We start from the raw sequence: 15516 nt of genomic DNA on the forward strand, positions 1-15516 counted from the left end.
TTAAATTGCATAAAATTTTCCTTGTGTTACCGGATGTCGGCGGTGGAAATGAAAGCGACATCTTATCAAGAGAATACGCACAGTGGGAAGCCTAAATGCGATCTCTTATCATTTAGACGAATAAGTTGGGAAAAAGTGCAAATGAAAGGCAAAAAAAAGCCAGACCCAAGGGTCTGGCTAAAACCTTCATAGAAGGAGAGAGAAATATAAGACTATAGAAGCTGAACATTCCTATGGACTTGTTGCAAATACTACTGAACGCAAGACCATTTGCCATGAGCGACTTCTCCTTTTAAAACGGGAATATGTTCCTTTTCAAAAACATACCAGCAAAAACAAGGGGTTACGATGACAGGCCATGACTGATGGCAAAGCGCATCAGCTCAGCTGTTTTGTTGATATCCAGCTTACCTTTAATCTGTGTCAGGTTATTTGCGACCGTTTTATAACTAATACCTAACACGTCAGAAATTTCATTCATGCTTTTGCCTTCACCCAGTAAACGTAAAATCTCCAGTTCACGACGGGAAAGATCACTCAATGCACTGGTACCAGCATCAATGTTCAACATTGCCAGTTGCTGCGCCATATCCGGACTCAGATAAATTTTACCTTCAAGCACTTTACTGACTGCTTCGACCAAATGATCAGCAGCATTGTTCTTGGTGATGTAGCCGCGGGCTCCAGCTTGCATGGCACGAGAAGCAAACACCGGATCTTCATGCATGCTGAACATTAACACCTTGGCCGTATCACGATTCGCCCGGATGCGACGTAATACTTCCAAGCCACCGACACCTGGGAGCGTGATATCCAGCAATACCATATCCGGATACAGCTCCTGAAACAGTCGGTAGCCTTCCTCACCTGTCTCGGCTTCTACAACTTTGGCCGATGGAATTTGCTGGATCAATTGTCGACAGCCTGCTCTGACAATTGGATGATCGTCTACCACTAGGATTGTGATGTTCTGTTTCATTTTTTATTTTCACTCTTCAAAGGGATCATTACCCGTACCTGCAAACCCTGGCCTTCGGCAGTATCAAACGCAATCTTACCACCTAATGCCGAGACCCTTTCACGCATTCCGATTAAACCAAAACCTTTGACTGCAGAAGTATCCAAACCTTTACCATCATCAGTAACCGTTACTTTTATATGTTGTTTTTCTCGCTTCACTTCAACCCGTACATGGCTGGCCTCAGCATGGCGGACACAGTTGGTAGTACATTCCTGAACTACTCGATAAACCGTCACCTGCAAAGTATCTGCGAGACCAGTAAAATCCCCGACAAAATCCCATTCCCAGTCGATTTCAGGTTGGCGATCACGCCAGTTATGCAACATATCACGTAAGGCTTCTGCCAGTCCGAGATCATCAAGTGTCATCGGCCGCAAGCGGCTGAGCATTTTACGAACCAAAGATTGAATATGACTGGTAATAATTTTGACCGAGCTGACTTTTTCTTCGACGTCCGGCAATTTATTTTCAATGGCAATGCGTTCAATTTCGGCAAGATCCACTCGAATACCAAACAGACAAGGGGCCAGTTCATCATGCAGTTCACGCGCCAGATCACGACGTTCAGACTCCTGCAATGTCAGCATATTTCCGGCCAATGCATGATTTTCTGCCATCGTGGTTTCCAATACATCAGCCATATGATTGAAACGAATCTGAATCGGTTTTAACTCTTTGGCACCACCGGTATCCACTCGCGCATGAAAATCACCTTTCTCAAGCCTGCCTAATGCATCGGCTAATTGCTGCAATGGCCTTAAACCATGTAATAACGCCATATAAATAAGACTGGAAATCACTGTCAGGAAAAACAGTCCCAGCAATAAAAGGGTTTCCATATCCCGCCACACTTCAGTGACTTCATCACTTGGATCGGCCTCAACCACCAGATAACCATACGATTGACTGCCGCGGGTAATAAGTCGTCGAAACGCCACCGCTTCCGGTTCCATCAAACGGATAAACCAGTCCGGCGCATCCGGACGGTTGGTGAACGGTACACCCTCTTCGTGACCGATTAATGGTTGACCATTCATATCTTCAAACCAGGCGCGTATGTGCCTTGTATGACGCACACTATCGACTATTAGCGTTACCCGTTCACTCAAATCATTGGAAAAACGTAAAGTCGGTAAGGCATTGATCAATAATCCGCGCGCCAACTGAGTACTGGATGCCATTTCGGCTGCTACAGCCTGACGGGCATTCTGGATCATAAAATAGCCAGCGGCGACAAAGTTGAATACCAGGATCAAGGTTACAATGATCAATAAACGCAGTTTCAGGCTCATGTCGGGTCAGTTATCTCGCTGTGATAGGCTAAGGCCTGTTGAACTTTCATAGCCAACATTGTTGTGACTATGAGAAATCAAATTGACCTACAATTATCGCACATCTTCAAATCAGGACTCTGTAAATGCAAGCGCAAAGCAATCAACAACTTTTCCTTCAGGCTCAAAAACATATCCCGGGTGGCGTTAATTCACCCGTCCGTGCATTCAAAGGTGTCGGCGGTGATCCGGTATTTTTCAGTAGCGCAAAAGGTGCCTGGCTCACCGATGTGGAAGGTAAAAATTATATTGATTATATCGGCTCATGGGGACCGATGATTGCCGGTCATGCGCATCCGCAAGTCATTGAGGCAGTTCAGCAAATGTGCGTAAATGGTCTGGGATATGGTGCGCCCACCGCGATTGAAACTGAAATGGCAGATTTACTCTGTGAATTAGTACCTTCAATGGAAATGGTACGTATGGTCAGCTCTGGTACTGAAGCGACCATGAGCGCCATTCGCCTTGCTCGCGGTCATACCGGACGTGACAAAATCGTTAAGTTTGAAGGCTGTTATCACGGTCATGCAGACTCGTTATTAGTCAAAGCTGGCAGTGGTGCATTAACCCTCGGCGAACCTTCTTCTGCTGGAGTGCCTAAAGCGATTGCCGAACATACCATTACCTTGCGCTACAACGATATGGAATCAGTCAAACAATGTTTTGCTGAAATTGGTGATCAAGTTGCCTGCATAATTGTCGAACCGGTTGCTGGCAATATGAACTGCATCCCACCGATTCCCGGTTTTCTCGAAGGCTTACGCGAGGTGTGTGATCAATACGGCAGCCTGCTGATTTTTGATGAAGTTATGACCGGTTTCCGGGTAGCTTTGGGCGGTGCGCAGCAGCATTATGGAATCAAACCTGATCTCACTACGCTGGGTAAAGTAGTTGGCGGTGGCTTACCGGTGGGGGCTTTTGGTGGACGCAAAGATGTGATGCATTCCATCGCGCCGCTTGGTCCGGTATATCAGGCAGGAACGTTATCCGGAAATCCGGTCGCCATGGCTGCTGGGCTGGCGACTTTGAAGCTGGTACAACAACCTGGCTTTCATGATCGTCTTAGCCAACAAACCGCCAAACTGGCCAATGGCTTGAAACAAAAAGCCGATGCAGCCGGTATTCCGATGAGTATTAATTATGTTGGTGGCATGTTTGGCTTTTTCTTCACCGAAGAAAACAACATTGAGTTTTTTGAACAGGTCACCCAATGTGATCAGGAACGTTTTAAAAAGTTTTATCACGGCATGCTGGATCGTGGGGTCTATCTGGCACCTTCTGCATTTGAAGCGGGCTTTGTCTCTGCTGCACATGGCGATGATGAAATTGAAGCTACTCTGGCAGCAGCAGAACTGGTTTTGGCGAGCTTATAAATGAATACGCTGTACTGGCATGATTATGAGACGACTGGAATCGATCCACGCTTTGATCGACCCTTACAGTTCGCCGGAGTACGCACAGATGAAGATCTGAACATCATCGGTGAACCGTTGATGATTTACTGCAAACCGGCAGCCGATGTATTACCGCATCCAATGGCCAGTCTTATTACAGGCATCACCCCACAGAAAGCACAACAGGAAGGTCTGACTGAGGCCGAATTCATCAAACAAATTCATAATGAACTGTCACAGCCCGTCACCTGTGGGGTGGGCTATAACAGTCTGCGGTTTGATGATGAATTTACTCGCTTCGCGCTGTTTCGTAATTTTTACGATGCCTATGCCCGTGAATGGCAAAACGGTAATTCGCGCTGGGATATTATTGATATGGTACGTCTCACTCGAGCCCTGCGTCCGGAAGGAATCGAATGGCCGAATCGTGAAGACGGCCAACCCAGTTTTCGTCTGGAAGCCTTAACCGCTGCAAACGGTATTGAACATCAGGGGGCGCATGATGCTTTAGTGGATGTGTATGCGACGATCGCACTGGCTAAATTGATTAAAGATCGTCAGCCCAAGCTATATGACTATATTTATCAGTTACGCCGTAAACAGCAGCTTGCTCCTTTACTGAACCTGCATCATGCGGATCCGGTATTGCATACCTCACGCATGTACCCATCTGAATATTGCAATACGGCATTGGTGGTGCCCATTGCCAAAGAACCCAATAACAACAATGGGGTGATTGTTTATGACCTCCGCCATGATCCCTCGGCGTTACTGGAGCAGGATGCCGATACCATTCGGCAATGGTTATTTACACCTACCAGGGATTTGCCTGAAGGTGCATCCCGTCCAGCATTAAAAACCGTGCATATCAATAAATGTCCGGTCATTGTTCCTGCTGCTACGCTGGATGATGCCGCTGCCAAACGGCTGCAGATTGATCGGGAATTAAGTCATAAACATCTGCAACTATTACGCGAGGCCGGAGAATCATTACAGCAAAAATTGCAGGCCGTGTTCAGTCAAAAATCGTTTGATGAAATAGACGATGTCGATGCCAGTTTATATGGCGGCGGTTTTTTTGATGACGGCGATAAAAACAAAATGACCCTGATTCGCGAAGCGGCTCCTGATCAATTGGGCACGTTATCGATTCCTTTTAACGACTCACGATTACCTGAAATGCTGTTTCGTTACCGGGCACGTAACTGGCCCGAATCGTTAAATGAAAGTGAAGCGGAACAATGGCAGCAATTCTGTCGTAACAAATTAACCGCAACTGTGTCGCCTGGACTTACCTTTGAAAAATTTAACGCTGCATTAGCCGAGTGTCGTCAGCAAGAGCTCACCGCAGACCAACAGCAAACTTTGGACGACTTGCAACGCTATGTAACGGAGCAACAAACCTCGTTAGGAATTAACTGAACAGATTGATTAGCCACGTTTGATTTACAATGGGCGCATGTCGACTACTGCCAAAATCCTGCTTACTACGCTAAATGCCCGCTATATGCACTCGGCATTTGGTTTGCGTTATTTATATGCCAATCTCGGTGAGCATCAATCCTCCGCAGAACTGATCGAATTTACTATTCAGGAACAACCGCTGAGCATTGCTGAAAAACTGCTTAGCTATCAGCCTGAGATTATCGGTTTCAGTGTTTACATCTGGAATGTCAGTGAAATTGAAGCCGTTGTTGCACTGTTAAAATCGATTAAGCCTGAAATTCGCATTATTCTCGGTGGCCCGGAAGTCAGTCATTCACCTGATTTGCCGAAAGTGTGTGAACTGGCCGATTATGTGATTGCCGGGCCCGGTGAACAGGATTTTCGTGAGCTGTGTGAAAAATTACTACGTAATGAATGTCCTGAAACTAAATATATTGATGGCCGGGCAACACCACTGGAACAGTTGATTCTGCCCTATCGTTTCTACAACGATGAGGATATTCGCAACCGGTTGATCTACGTTGAAGCATCACGGGGCTGTCCATTCAAGTGTGAGTTCTGTTTATCGGCTTTGGATAAAACCGCGACGGCATTTCCACTTGATGCGTTTCTCTCTGAAATAGATCAGCTGTGGCAGCGTGGTGTGCGCAATTTCAAATTTATCGATCGTACCTTCAATCTGAAAATAACCACCAGCATTGCCATTCTGGAGTTTTTCCTGCAGCGCATGAGCGATGATTTGTATCTGCATTTTGAAGTGGTGCCGGATAATCTGCCGGATAAATTAAAATCAGTTTTACAGAAATTTCCGCCCAATAGCCTGCAATTTGAAATTGGTATTCAGACCTTTGACAGTGAAATCCAGGAACGAATCAGCCGCAAGCAAAACAACGATAAAAGCAAAGACAATATTCGCTGGTTACGTGAACATAGCGGCGCGCATTTACATACCGATCTGATCTTCGGTTTGCCTGGCGATACCCTGGACAATTTTGCTGACAGCTTTGATCAATTGATCGCCCTTAATCCACACGAAATTCAGGTCGGCATTCTCAAACGTCTGCGTGGCGCGCCATTGAACCGCCATAATGAACCCAGTGATTTACGCTTTAACCCCCTGCCGCCGTATAACTTGCTCAGCAGCCGTGAAATCGACTTTACCACCATGCAACGGGTCAATCGCTTTGCCCGTTACTGGGATTTAATCGGTAACTCAGGACGCTTCATTAATACCCTGCCGCTGCTGCTTGATGAACAGCCGTTCTGGCATTTTATGACCTTATCAGATCAGATTTATCAGCGTACCGGCCAAACTGCCAAAATTGCCTTGAAACGTCTGTTTGAACTGATTTATGTTGTGCTGACTGAAGATATGCATCACCCGGCGGAATTGGTCAAAGATCATCTGCGACTGGACTATGCCCGCGCCGGACTCAAAGGCCAGCCGGATTATGAAGCGCTGCCAACCTTAAACAAACCCGCCAAAGTCGGTTTAGCCAATAAACGGCAGCGGTTTCATGCTTGAGTTTTACAGTCAGTCTTAGCTGGGAACCAAATTTAGATGTTGGGTTTCGCCCCTCAAACCCAACCTACCAAAAATTAATGATAATTATAGAATCATCAGCCCATGAACTCAGATAAATCATTCACTCCCAGCCCATGCATTGGCAAATGTGGTCTTGATGCACAGGATATCTGTCGGGGATGTTTTCGGACGATGGATGAGATATTACGCTGGGAAAATATGAGTGAAACGGACAGGCAGGTAACGGTGATGAACTGTAAAGAAAGGCGACAGCGTCGAGCTACCGCACAGCGAAACCGTTAGACAATCAATTTGGCCAGTGTTTTAAATTCGGCATGGCTGGCATCACCAACCCATTCAAACAGAAGCGATTCCACATTACTAATCACCACACCGGCTTGACGCATGCGCTGTATGGCATTGTATTGATTGGATTTTGAACGGGAGCAGACGCCATCTTCTGCCACATGAACACTGAAGTTTTCTGCCTTTAACGCTAACGCGGTTTGCAATACACATATATGCGTTTCCATTCCCACCAGAATAACCTGCTGACGGTTTGTTGCAGCAAGTTGGAAGCGGAAATCCTCAGATTGCAGGCAGGAAAAACAGGTTTTCTCAATCGTTTTGGTTCCCACTGGCAAGCTGTTCTGTATACCAGACTCTGTAGGCCCAAGCCCCTTGGGATATTGTTCGGTCACAATAACCGGAATATTCAGCACCTTGGCGGCATTCAGCAGAATGTTGATTTGTTTGTTGAGTCTTTCATGCACGCCTTGCGGCATGGCTTGAGCCAATTTCTGTTGGACATCAATTATCACTAACACACTGTTTTCAGAATTTGCCATCATGGCAATAACCACTCCTTAAGTTCAGGGAACCAGCCATTGATTAATTTGCTCAATATCGTTCACGCTGACGATACCGGCGGCTTGTTTGAGTCTTAATGTATTGACGACATATTCATATCGGGAGCGGGAGTAATCACGTAATGCACTGAATAATTCTCGACGCGCATTAAGAACATCTACTGTTGTCCGTGTGCCGACATCAAAACCCGCTTCAGTCGACTCCAGTGCCTTTTGATTGGAATATACCGCCTGCTGCAGCGCATTGACCCGGCTGACGCCTGACATGACGCTGTTATAGGCGGCACGGGTCTGACGTATAATTGCTCGGCGCTGTTCTTCTTCATTTTGCATCGCTTCATCCAGTCTGAAACTGGCTTCGCGGGTTCTTGAATTAACAACACCACCTGCATAGATAGGAATATTGACCTGTAAACCCAGAATTTTTTGATGCGTTTTATTGCTACCACTCAAGTTGCTGTCACTTTGAGAGGTGTAGCCCTTCTGCGCAACCAAATCCAGCGTTGGGTAATGGCCGCTGCGTTCAAATTCAATATTTTCCTTGGCCAGTCCAACATTACTATTGGCTGATTGTAATACCGGATTCATGACGATTGCCTGCTCACTCCACTCTTCAATATTTTCTGGTTCAGGTTTGACCAATGGAGTTTCTTCTTTCAATTCAGCCAGTTCACTGGGGTATTGACCGGCGGTTTCCCGTAATGCCTCGCGAGCATTTGCCAATAAGTTTTCAGCTTCAATAATGGCGGCAGTGGCCAGATCATAAGCCGCTCTGGCTTCAGTGACATCAATAATAGTGGCTAGACCAACTTCAAACCGCTGATCGGCTTGCTCAAGTTGTTTTTCGATGGCTTCAAGTTCTGCCAGCGCAAAGCTTAAATCATCCTCAGCGCCCAGAACCGCGAAATAGCGGTCAGCCACACGCACGATCAAATCCTGTTCGGCAAATTGATAATCGGCTGCAGCCCCTTCAATCGCAAACTCTGCCTGCCGTGATTGAACAAAATTGTTACGTCGATAAATTGGTTGAACCAGACTCAATGTATAACCATGATCGTTATATTCACTTGAGCCACCAAAACGCTGGGAAGAACTGTCAGTCCAGACTTTACTGTTATTCGCAACCATATCTACCTGCGGCAAAAAGGCTGCATCAGCCTGGTCAGCTAACTCCTCAGTAGCCCGTTGCGCTGCTGCCTGTGCCATTAGTACGGGATTGCTCTGCACAGATAAATTATAAATATCGACCAGATCCTGAACCGCCAATGCTGGCCTGGAGAATACTGCTGCGAAGAATCCTGCAATAAACAGCGCTTTCATGATCTATCCTTAATAAACTCTCATATTTGTGTCGATCTGCGCTGCCCAGGCATTCATGCCACCTTCAAGATTAATGACGTCGGTAAAACCCAATTGTTCTAAATATTGACCGACTTGTGCGCTGCGTTGACCTGAACGGCAAATCAACACTATCGGACTCTCTTTTACGGATTCAAGTTCTTCTACATGTACAGGAATACTGTTCATTGGCATATGCTTAGCATTTTCCAGCATGCCATTGGCAAGTTCGTGTGCTTCACGCACGTCAATCAGAATCGCTTCCTGTGTGTTTTCCTGCAAAAACTCATCTAATTGAGTTGCTGACATTTGTTTCATAACAAGCTCTCTGGGTTAAAAGTTAAATTCAGGTTTAGTTTCAGCATGCACCAATGGTGCGACCACTGTTTCAAATAAATTCTCTGTTTGCCATTGCCACTCACCAGTGCGAGTGATGCGTTGCACATGCATTGCAGGTGCCTGACCTGTTATAGCCACTAAATGGCCACCAACTTTGAGCGCATGGAGATAATCTTCCGGAACCTGCTGACAGCTCGCAGTCAGAACAATAACATCAATGCGATCAGCCAATTTCCAGCCGTGACTGGCATCGCCACATTGTAAGTTTACATTTTGTAAGCCTGCTGCATCCAATCTTGAACCAGCCAAAGCAGACAATTCGGCAAAATATTCAATACTAATGACGTTTGATGACAGTTGTGCGATCAATGCTGTAAAAAATCCACTGCCGGTACCAACTTCCAGCACCGAATCAGATGGTTTTAATTGCAGGAATTGCAAGATCCGCCCCTCTTCCAGCGGTGTCCACATAAACTGACCACAACCAATTGGTAATCGTGTATCTGAATACGCCAGCTCTTTATAATCATCCGGGACAAACTGCGCCCGATCAATTTGCTGTAATGCTTTCAATACTTCTGGATTGGAAACTTCATTGGGCCGCACTTGCTGCCAAACCATATTGGAATGCGCTGGATTCATGGTGGATGTCATGGATAATTCCTGGGTGGTTGCCGCTTGTTTCTATCAATCGGCTAGGATATGACCTTTCCAAAAGTGGTGCAACAGCATCTCCCCTCAAGATACGCGCTGGCAACTGCTATCTGACCACTGCTGTTTGCAAGGTTTGCGAAGCAAAATTGGGTTATTCAGGGATAACGAAGGTTATGAGCTAAAGAAGTGCTGGAGTCTTTACTTTAGCTACGCTTGGTCGCTCGATGAAATAAAGGTTCATGAACCGATTCTCGGGAAAAGCGCCAGCAGGCAATGCCTATTGCAGCCGCAGAAAATGCAACAAGAACCGTCATATCTGTCCAAATCGAAAAATCAGACTGGGCGCCGGGAACCGCATGTTTTAAAAGATCTACGCCATAACTGAAAGGGTTTACCAGCACCACATAGCGCAGGATATCTGGCAACTGACTCACTGGATACAATGCACCGCTCAGGAAAAACACTGGGAAAATAAAGAAATTCATGATTACCGCAAAGTTATCCAATGTTTTGGAAAATACTGCAATCAAGCCGCCCATCGACGCACAGGCCACTGCTGTTAATAAGGCGGGTGGAATTAATAGTAAGGCAATCTGTAAATCAATCAAGCCGATCAGTAATAGAATAATTAACAGTAATAAGGCCTGCACCATGGCAGTAATTGTCGCGGCAATCAGTTTGGATAATACGATCCAGTAATGCGCAACCGGTGCGATCATCATCATTCGCATCACACCAAATTCTTTGTCATAGACAAGCGTTAAAGCCGATAGCAATGCTGCAAATAATAACGTCATAGCCAACACGCCAGGCACCAGAAATTGCAGATAGCCCTCCTGCTGTGCCCCACTAAGCATGCTGCCAACACCGGAACCAATCACCAGCAACCAGATCATTGGACGAACCATTGAGCTGAATAAGCGGGCTTTTTGACGAAATAATTTTGTCAGTTCACGACCTACAACGGCTTTAACTGGTAACCAGTTCATGCTGACTCCTCCTGCTCGGGGGGACAGACTTTCCACAGATACACGTCATTTAGATTGGGTTTACGCCAACGCATCGCCGTAATGCTATCTCCGAGTGATTGTTGCAAAGAATGAAGGTCGGTCTCGGCATCCTTTATTAGAAAGCTTAACTGCTCATCCTCAATAATAGGCTTGCCAAACTGTGGTGTCAGTTTTGAGACAACAGGTTCAATATTCGCAGTTTCGATTTCCAGCACATAAGCCGCCAACTGACGCATCAAATCAACTGGTTTTCCACCTTTCTGTAATACGCCACGCTGAATGAAATCAACATGATCACATGCCACTGCTTCTTCAAGGTAGTGGGTAGTTAAAAAAACTGTCATGCCATGATCTCGGCGCAATTGTTCGACAAATCGCCAGATAGATCGTCGATTCGGTAGATCCAGACCAATAGTAGGTTCATCAAGGAATAATACTTGCGGCTGATGCAATACACCTCGGGCAATATCCACGGCTCGTCGCTGTCCACCGGAAAGTGCCAGCAATTTGGCATTACGACGTGAACCTAAATTAAAGACGGCTAACAGTTCTTCGATGCGTTCGTTGGCCTGTTTTTTGGACATTCCATACAGCGCTGCGGCAAATTGCAGATTTTCATCCACCGTCATGGTGCGATCCAAAGCAGAATCCTGAAACACTAAACCGACCAAACCACGAATTGCGACCGGATCAGCTGAGATAGACTGATTGGCTATCCAGGCTTCACCAGCTGACGGCGAAGTCATGGTGGTCAGCATATGGATAGTAGTACTTTTGCCCGCACCGTTTGGACCTAACAGCCCGTAGCATTGGCCCGCTTTGACCTGCAGATCCAGGCCATTAACGACAACGGCCTGACCATATTGTTTGGTCAGGCCGCTGGTCTTGATCGCAAACTCAGAATCCACTGATTTGTTTCGAGTTTTTCGGGTTACGGAATACCAATGGTTTGGCGACTTCAGTTGATTTTTCAGACTCCCTGCGACCACGTTCAATTGCTTCATCAACCACATGACGATCTGGAGATTTACTGCAAACCGGATCAGCCATTGCTGGATCGCCTGTCAGCATATACGCCTGACAACGGCAACCACCAAAGTCTTTTACTTTCTCATCACAGCTGCGGCAAGGCTCTTTCATCCAGTCAAAACCACGAAAGCGATTAAAGTCGTTGGAATCTTCCCAAATCTCTTTTACGCTTGTATCGCGGACATTTGGTAACGTCATGCCAGGTAGTTCACGTGCTGCATGACATGGTAATGCAGTACCGTCTGGGGTTACGGTCAGGAACACATTACCCCAGCCATTCATACAAGCTTTAGGACGATCTTCATAGTAGTCAGGTACAACATAGTAGATCTTCATCTTGCCTTTTTGCTGTTCCTGATATTCATGAGCAATCCGTTCAGCTCTGACCAGCTGTTCTTTCATCGGCAATAATTGATCACGATTGTGCATTGCCCAGCCATAATACTGAGTCGTTGCCAGCTCTACATAATCGGCATCCAGATTAATCGCCAGGTCCAGGATTTCGTCGATTTTGTCGATATTCTGACGGTGCGTCACAAAACACAGCACCATCGGATAACCCGCGGCTTTAACCGCTTTGGCCATTTCAATTTTGTGTTGAAATGCATCGGTACCAGCAATCAGATTATTCAAATCTTCTGAACTTGCCTGGAAACTAACCTGAATATGATCCAGACCGGCTTCTTTAAATGCTTTTGCCTTACTGGCATCCAGTCCGATACCGGAGGTAATCAGGTTGGTATAAAAACCTAAATCCCGCGCGGCACGAATCAACTCAATAATATCGGGGCGAACTAAAGGCTCACCGCCCGATAATCCCAGCTGTGTTGCGCCCATTGCCCGTGCTTGTTTGAAAACATCGATCCATTCCTCGGTGGTCAATTCGCTTTTGATTTTGGCGAAATCCATCGGGTTTGAACAATACGGGCATTGCAATGGACAAGCATAGGTCAGCTCGGCCAATAGCCATAAAGGCTGTCGGATAGCATCACGTACATTCATCCCCAGAGCACCACCGGTGCTGCCGGGCGCTTTATTCTGCTCTGATCCAGTCGTTGCCATGTGCTTCCTCCAAAAACTGATAGACGTCATCGTCTAAATCTGCGCCATCAAAGGCGACTTTAAGTTCAGCAATTAACTCGCTGACGGTTTGTTTTTTCTCACTGATGCGTTTCAATATTTCACCGGCGGCAGGATTCAGTTTGACCATACCTTCGGGATACAACAAAACATAACAATCCTGCATCGGCTCCCATTGAAAACGGTAACCTAGTGCCAGTACTGGCACACTGTCTGCGTTAAATACGCGATTTGTCATTTTTCTACATCCATACAATAAGGTGGGCGATCTTCAATATACGCCATCCACATTGCATCCAACATGGTCCACAAGATATCCAGCTTGAACTGCAACAGATCCAGCGCACGCTGTTGTTTCTCACGTGTATCACAATAATCCAGTGTGATCTGCAGTCCATGTTCTACGTCACGACGCGCTTCACTTAACCGTTTACGGAAATATCGGTAACCGCGCTCATCGATCCACGGATACATTTCCGGCCAATTATCCAAACGTGCCTGATGAATTTTTGGGGCAAACAATTCGGTTAATGAAGAACCGGCCGCTTCCTGCCAAGGTGCACGGCGCGCAAAATTGACATAAGCATCAATCGCAAAACGCACACCCGGTAAAACATGTTCATAAGAAGTCAGTTCCTGACGCGTCAGACCAACCGCTTCTCCCAGTTGCAACCAGGCTTCAATACCACCTTCCTGACCTTCAAAACCATCGTGATCAAGAATGCGTTGTACCCAGTGTTTGCGTACTTCGGCATCTTCACAGTTGGCCATGATCGCCGCATCCTTAATAGGAATCGCGGTTTGGTAATAAAAGCGGTTTGCCACCCAACCCTGAACCTGTTTCTGATTCAACTTTCCCGTATGCATCAATTTATGAAACGGATGATTGATATGATAGAACTGCTCTTTATCACGCAACTTTTGTTCGAATTCTTCTTTTGACCAAGGTGTGTTGTCAGCCATCGTTTGCCCTTTCCCGATTGTTATAGCTCAATATCCATACCGTCATATGCCAACTCTATTCCTGCGTTATTGAGCACCTGACGTTCTGCCGATTCTTCGTTGAGGATCGGATTAGTATTATTAATATGAATCAAAATCTTGCGTGGACGTTCCATCGAATTTAAAAAACTGATGGTGCCGCCGTCTTCAGATTGATTAATGTGGCCCATTTCCTGAGCCCGTTTATCACTGATACCTTCTTTTGACATCTCATCATCGGTCCACACTGTACCATCCACCAGAACCACATCTGCGTTACGCATAAATTCCAGTACATGATCCTCTACCACTCCAAGACCCGGTGCGTAAAATACATTCTTGCCGGTGCGGGTATCTTCAACACGAATACCAACATTGTCACCTGGTACCGTATTATGTCTATGTGGTGAATACGGTGGCGCTTCACTCTTTAAAGGCACTGCAGTAAATATCAGGCCTGGTGCTGCCGGGATGGTAAATGACTCTAAATCTGTTTTTATTTCATGCCAGTTGATGCCACGGAAATGGCCAAGAATATTAAATACCGGAAACCCTGTAGTCAGATCATCATGTACCGCTTCTGTGCAGTAGATATCCCATGGTTTGTTATGTTCACGTAATGTCAGTAGACCAGTCACATGATCAATCTGAGCATCAGTAATCAATATTGCTTTGATAGCGGTATCACGTACTTCTCTTGCCGGCTGTAGTGCCGGAAAATCATCCATCTGTTTTTTGATATCTGGCGATGCGTTAAACAAAATCCAATCCACACCATCTGAACTGATAGCAATTGAGGATTGTGTACGTCTGCTTGCTTTTACTGTTCCTTCACGCACACCTTTACAGTTAATGCAGTTGCAATTCCATTGTGGAAAGCCTCCGCCGGCGCCTGATCCCATGACATGTATGTGCATATTTCTCTTTCCTGTCGACTATTCAGCAAATTACACTGATCTATTAAAGATAGTCATCGTAACGTAAAGCAGTCTGATTTACTGGTCGATTGAAGATGCCCGGGGCATTAACCCCGGACACATATCTGGTCGTTAAATCTTAACGGTTGCAGATATACATGGTTACTTCAAAACCGAAACGCATGTCTGAATATTCTGGTTTAGTCCACATAATAATTTCCTCTCTATTAGTTCTAAGTAAAACCGTCTGAACTATTCAGACGGTATGTGAATGTTACGGTGATGTGGGATAAGTAGCGTCAGCAATTGACGCCTTGGGGTTCAGGATTTTCCTGAATGGGTGCCAGGAAAAATAGCCTGATTTTGCTTGATGGAAGTTACTTTAGATAATTAAAGCAAAATGACTTTGTTTCAGGCAAAAAAAAACCCGACATCAAAGATGCCGGGTTCTTAATTTTACTTAACTGTCTATTTATTAACTATAGACTTTTACTAGCTGTATTACAGGCTAAATACGCTCAGAACACCACCCAGGTTAGTCCAGCTAGACAGTGCTTTGTATGCACCAACTGCGCCCAGACC

The 15516-nt window shown here is 45.9% G+C and carries 17 protein-coding genes; 4 read left to right on the forward strand and 13 right to left on the reverse strand.

The annotated features are described in order from the left end of the window. Positions 1 to 343 precede the first annotated feature (343 nt). Together B3M51_RS03605 and B3M51_RS03610 are read right to left on the reverse strand one after the other, a co-directional pair. The gene (locus B3M51_RS03605; protein WP_292353463.1) at positions 344 to 979 is read right to left on the reverse strand and encodes a response regulator; all 636 of its coding nucleotides are present in this window, start codon (positions 977 to 979) and stop codon (positions 344 to 346) included. After that, positions 976 to 2313 (reverse strand): ATP-binding protein, encoded by a 1338-nt coding sequence (locus B3M51_RS03610; protein ID WP_292480297.1) that lies wholly within the window; start codon positions 2311 to 2313, stop codon positions 976 to 978. Before B3M51_RS03610 ends, B3M51_RS03605 begins: the two co-directional genes overlap by 4 nt. Positions 2314 to 2438: 125 nt before the next feature. Between B3M51_RS03610 and hemL the strand changes: the two genes are divergently transcribed. From hemL to B3M51_RS03630, 4 genes are all read left to right on the forward strand, one after another. Then, positions 2439 to 3725: a glutamate-1-semialdehyde 2,1-aminomutase gene (gene hemL / locus B3M51_RS03615; protein WP_292756899.1), complete on the forward strand. Its 1287-nt coding sequence runs from the start codon at positions 2439 to 2441 to the stop codon at positions 3723 to 3725. After that, positions 3726 to 5168: an exodeoxyribonuclease I gene (gene sbcB, locus B3M51_RS03620; RefSeq protein WP_292756901.1), complete on the forward strand. Its 1443-nt coding sequence runs from the start codon at positions 3726 to 3728 to the stop codon at positions 5166 to 5168. 37 nt (positions 5169 to 5205) lie between these two features. Beyond that, a complete protein-coding gene (locus B3M51_RS03625) occupies positions 5206 to 6717 on the forward strand; it encodes a B12-binding domain-containing radical SAM protein (RefSeq protein WP_292756903.1) in 1512 nt (503 codons plus the stop codon). Between the two features lie 102 nt (positions 6718 to 6819). After that, positions 6820 to 7020, forward strand: a complete 201-nt coding sequence (locus B3M51_RS03630) for a DUF1289 domain-containing protein (RefSeq protein ID WP_292756905.1) — start codon at positions 6820 to 6822, stop codon at positions 7018 to 7020. On the opposite strand, the gene B3M51_RS03635 is transcribed toward B3M51_RS03630, so the two are convergent. From B3M51_RS03635 to pqqA, 11 genes are all read right to left on the reverse strand, one after another. Further along, positions 7017 to 7568 (reverse strand): hydrolase, encoded by a 552-nt coding sequence (locus B3M51_RS03635; RefSeq protein WP_292756907.1) that lies wholly within the window; start codon positions 7566 to 7568, stop codon positions 7017 to 7019. The two genes, B3M51_RS03630 and B3M51_RS03635, sit on opposite strands and share 4 nt — an antisense overlap. A gap of 21 nt (positions 7569 to 7589) precedes the next feature. Continuing rightward, positions 7590 to 8906 carry a TolC family outer membrane protein gene (locus tag B3M51_RS03640; RefSeq protein ID WP_292480309.1) on the reverse strand — a complete coding sequence of 439 codons (1317 nt, stop codon included), beginning with the start codon at positions 8904 to 8906 and terminating at the stop codon, positions 7590 to 7592. A 9-nt stretch (positions 8907 to 8915) separates the two neighbouring features. After that, on the reverse strand, positions 8916 to 9242 hold the full coding sequence (locus tag B3M51_RS03645) for a rhodanese-like domain-containing protein (protein ID WP_292480311.1): 327 nt from the start codon (positions 9240 to 9242) through the stop codon (positions 8916 to 8918). Positions 9243 to 9257: 15 nt separating this feature from the next. Beyond that, the gene (locus tag B3M51_RS03650) at positions 9258 to 9917 is read right to left on the reverse strand and encodes a protein-L-isoaspartate O-methyltransferase family protein (RefSeq protein ID WP_292756910.1); all 660 of its coding nucleotides are present in this window, start codon (positions 9915 to 9917) and stop codon (positions 9258 to 9260) included. 203 nt (positions 9918 to 10120) lie between these two features. Beyond that, positions 10121 to 10906 (reverse strand): ABC transporter permease, encoded by a 786-nt coding sequence (locus B3M51_RS03655; protein ID WP_292480315.1) that lies wholly within the window; start codon positions 10904 to 10906, stop codon positions 10121 to 10123. Next, positions 10903 to 11835, reverse strand: coding sequence for an ABC transporter ATP-binding protein (locus B3M51_RS03660; protein ID WP_292756913.1), 933 nt, complete (start codon positions 11833 to 11835; stop codon positions 10903 to 10905). Before B3M51_RS03660 ends, B3M51_RS03655 begins: the two co-directional genes overlap by 4 nt. Next, positions 11825 to 13018: a pyrroloquinoline quinone biosynthesis protein PqqE gene (gene pqqE, locus B3M51_RS03665; RefSeq protein WP_292480320.1), complete on the reverse strand. Its 1194-nt coding sequence runs from the start codon at positions 13016 to 13018 to the stop codon at positions 11825 to 11827. The genes B3M51_RS03660 and pqqE overlap by 11 nt, the downstream gene beginning before the upstream one ends. Continuing rightward, positions 12990 to 13274 (reverse strand): pyrroloquinoline quinone biosynthesis peptide chaperone PqqD, encoded by a 285-nt coding sequence (gene pqqD / locus B3M51_RS03670; protein ID WP_292353451.1) that lies wholly within the window; start codon positions 13272 to 13274, stop codon positions 12990 to 12992. The genes pqqE and pqqD overlap by 29 nt, the downstream gene beginning before the upstream one ends. Further along, the gene (gene pqqC, locus B3M51_RS03675) at positions 13271 to 13999 is read right to left on the reverse strand and encodes a pyrroloquinoline-quinone synthase PqqC (RefSeq protein ID WP_292353450.1); all 729 of its coding nucleotides are present in this window, start codon (positions 13997 to 13999) and stop codon (positions 13271 to 13273) included. Before pqqC ends, pqqD begins: the two co-directional genes overlap by 4 nt. 20 nt (positions 14000 to 14019) lie before the next feature. Beyond that, the gene (pqqB, locus tag B3M51_RS03680; RefSeq protein WP_292480322.1) at positions 14020 to 14934 is read right to left on the reverse strand and encodes a pyrroloquinoline quinone biosynthesis protein PqqB; all 915 of its coding nucleotides are present in this window, start codon (positions 14932 to 14934) and stop codon (positions 14020 to 14022) included. A gap of 139 nt (positions 14935 to 15073) precedes the next feature. Continuing rightward, the gene (pqqA, locus tag B3M51_RS03685) at positions 15074 to 15145 is read right to left on the reverse strand and encodes a pyrroloquinoline quinone precursor peptide PqqA (RefSeq protein ID WP_081443609.1); all 72 of its coding nucleotides are present in this window, start codon (positions 15143 to 15145) and stop codon (positions 15074 to 15076) included. Positions 15146 to 15516 lie beyond the last annotated feature (371 nt).

The organism is Methylophaga sp. UBA2689, from assembly GCA_002354555.1.
In the GTDB taxonomy this organism is placed as follows: Bacteria; Pseudomonadota; Gammaproteobacteria; order Nitrosococcales; family Methylophagaceae; genus Methylophaga.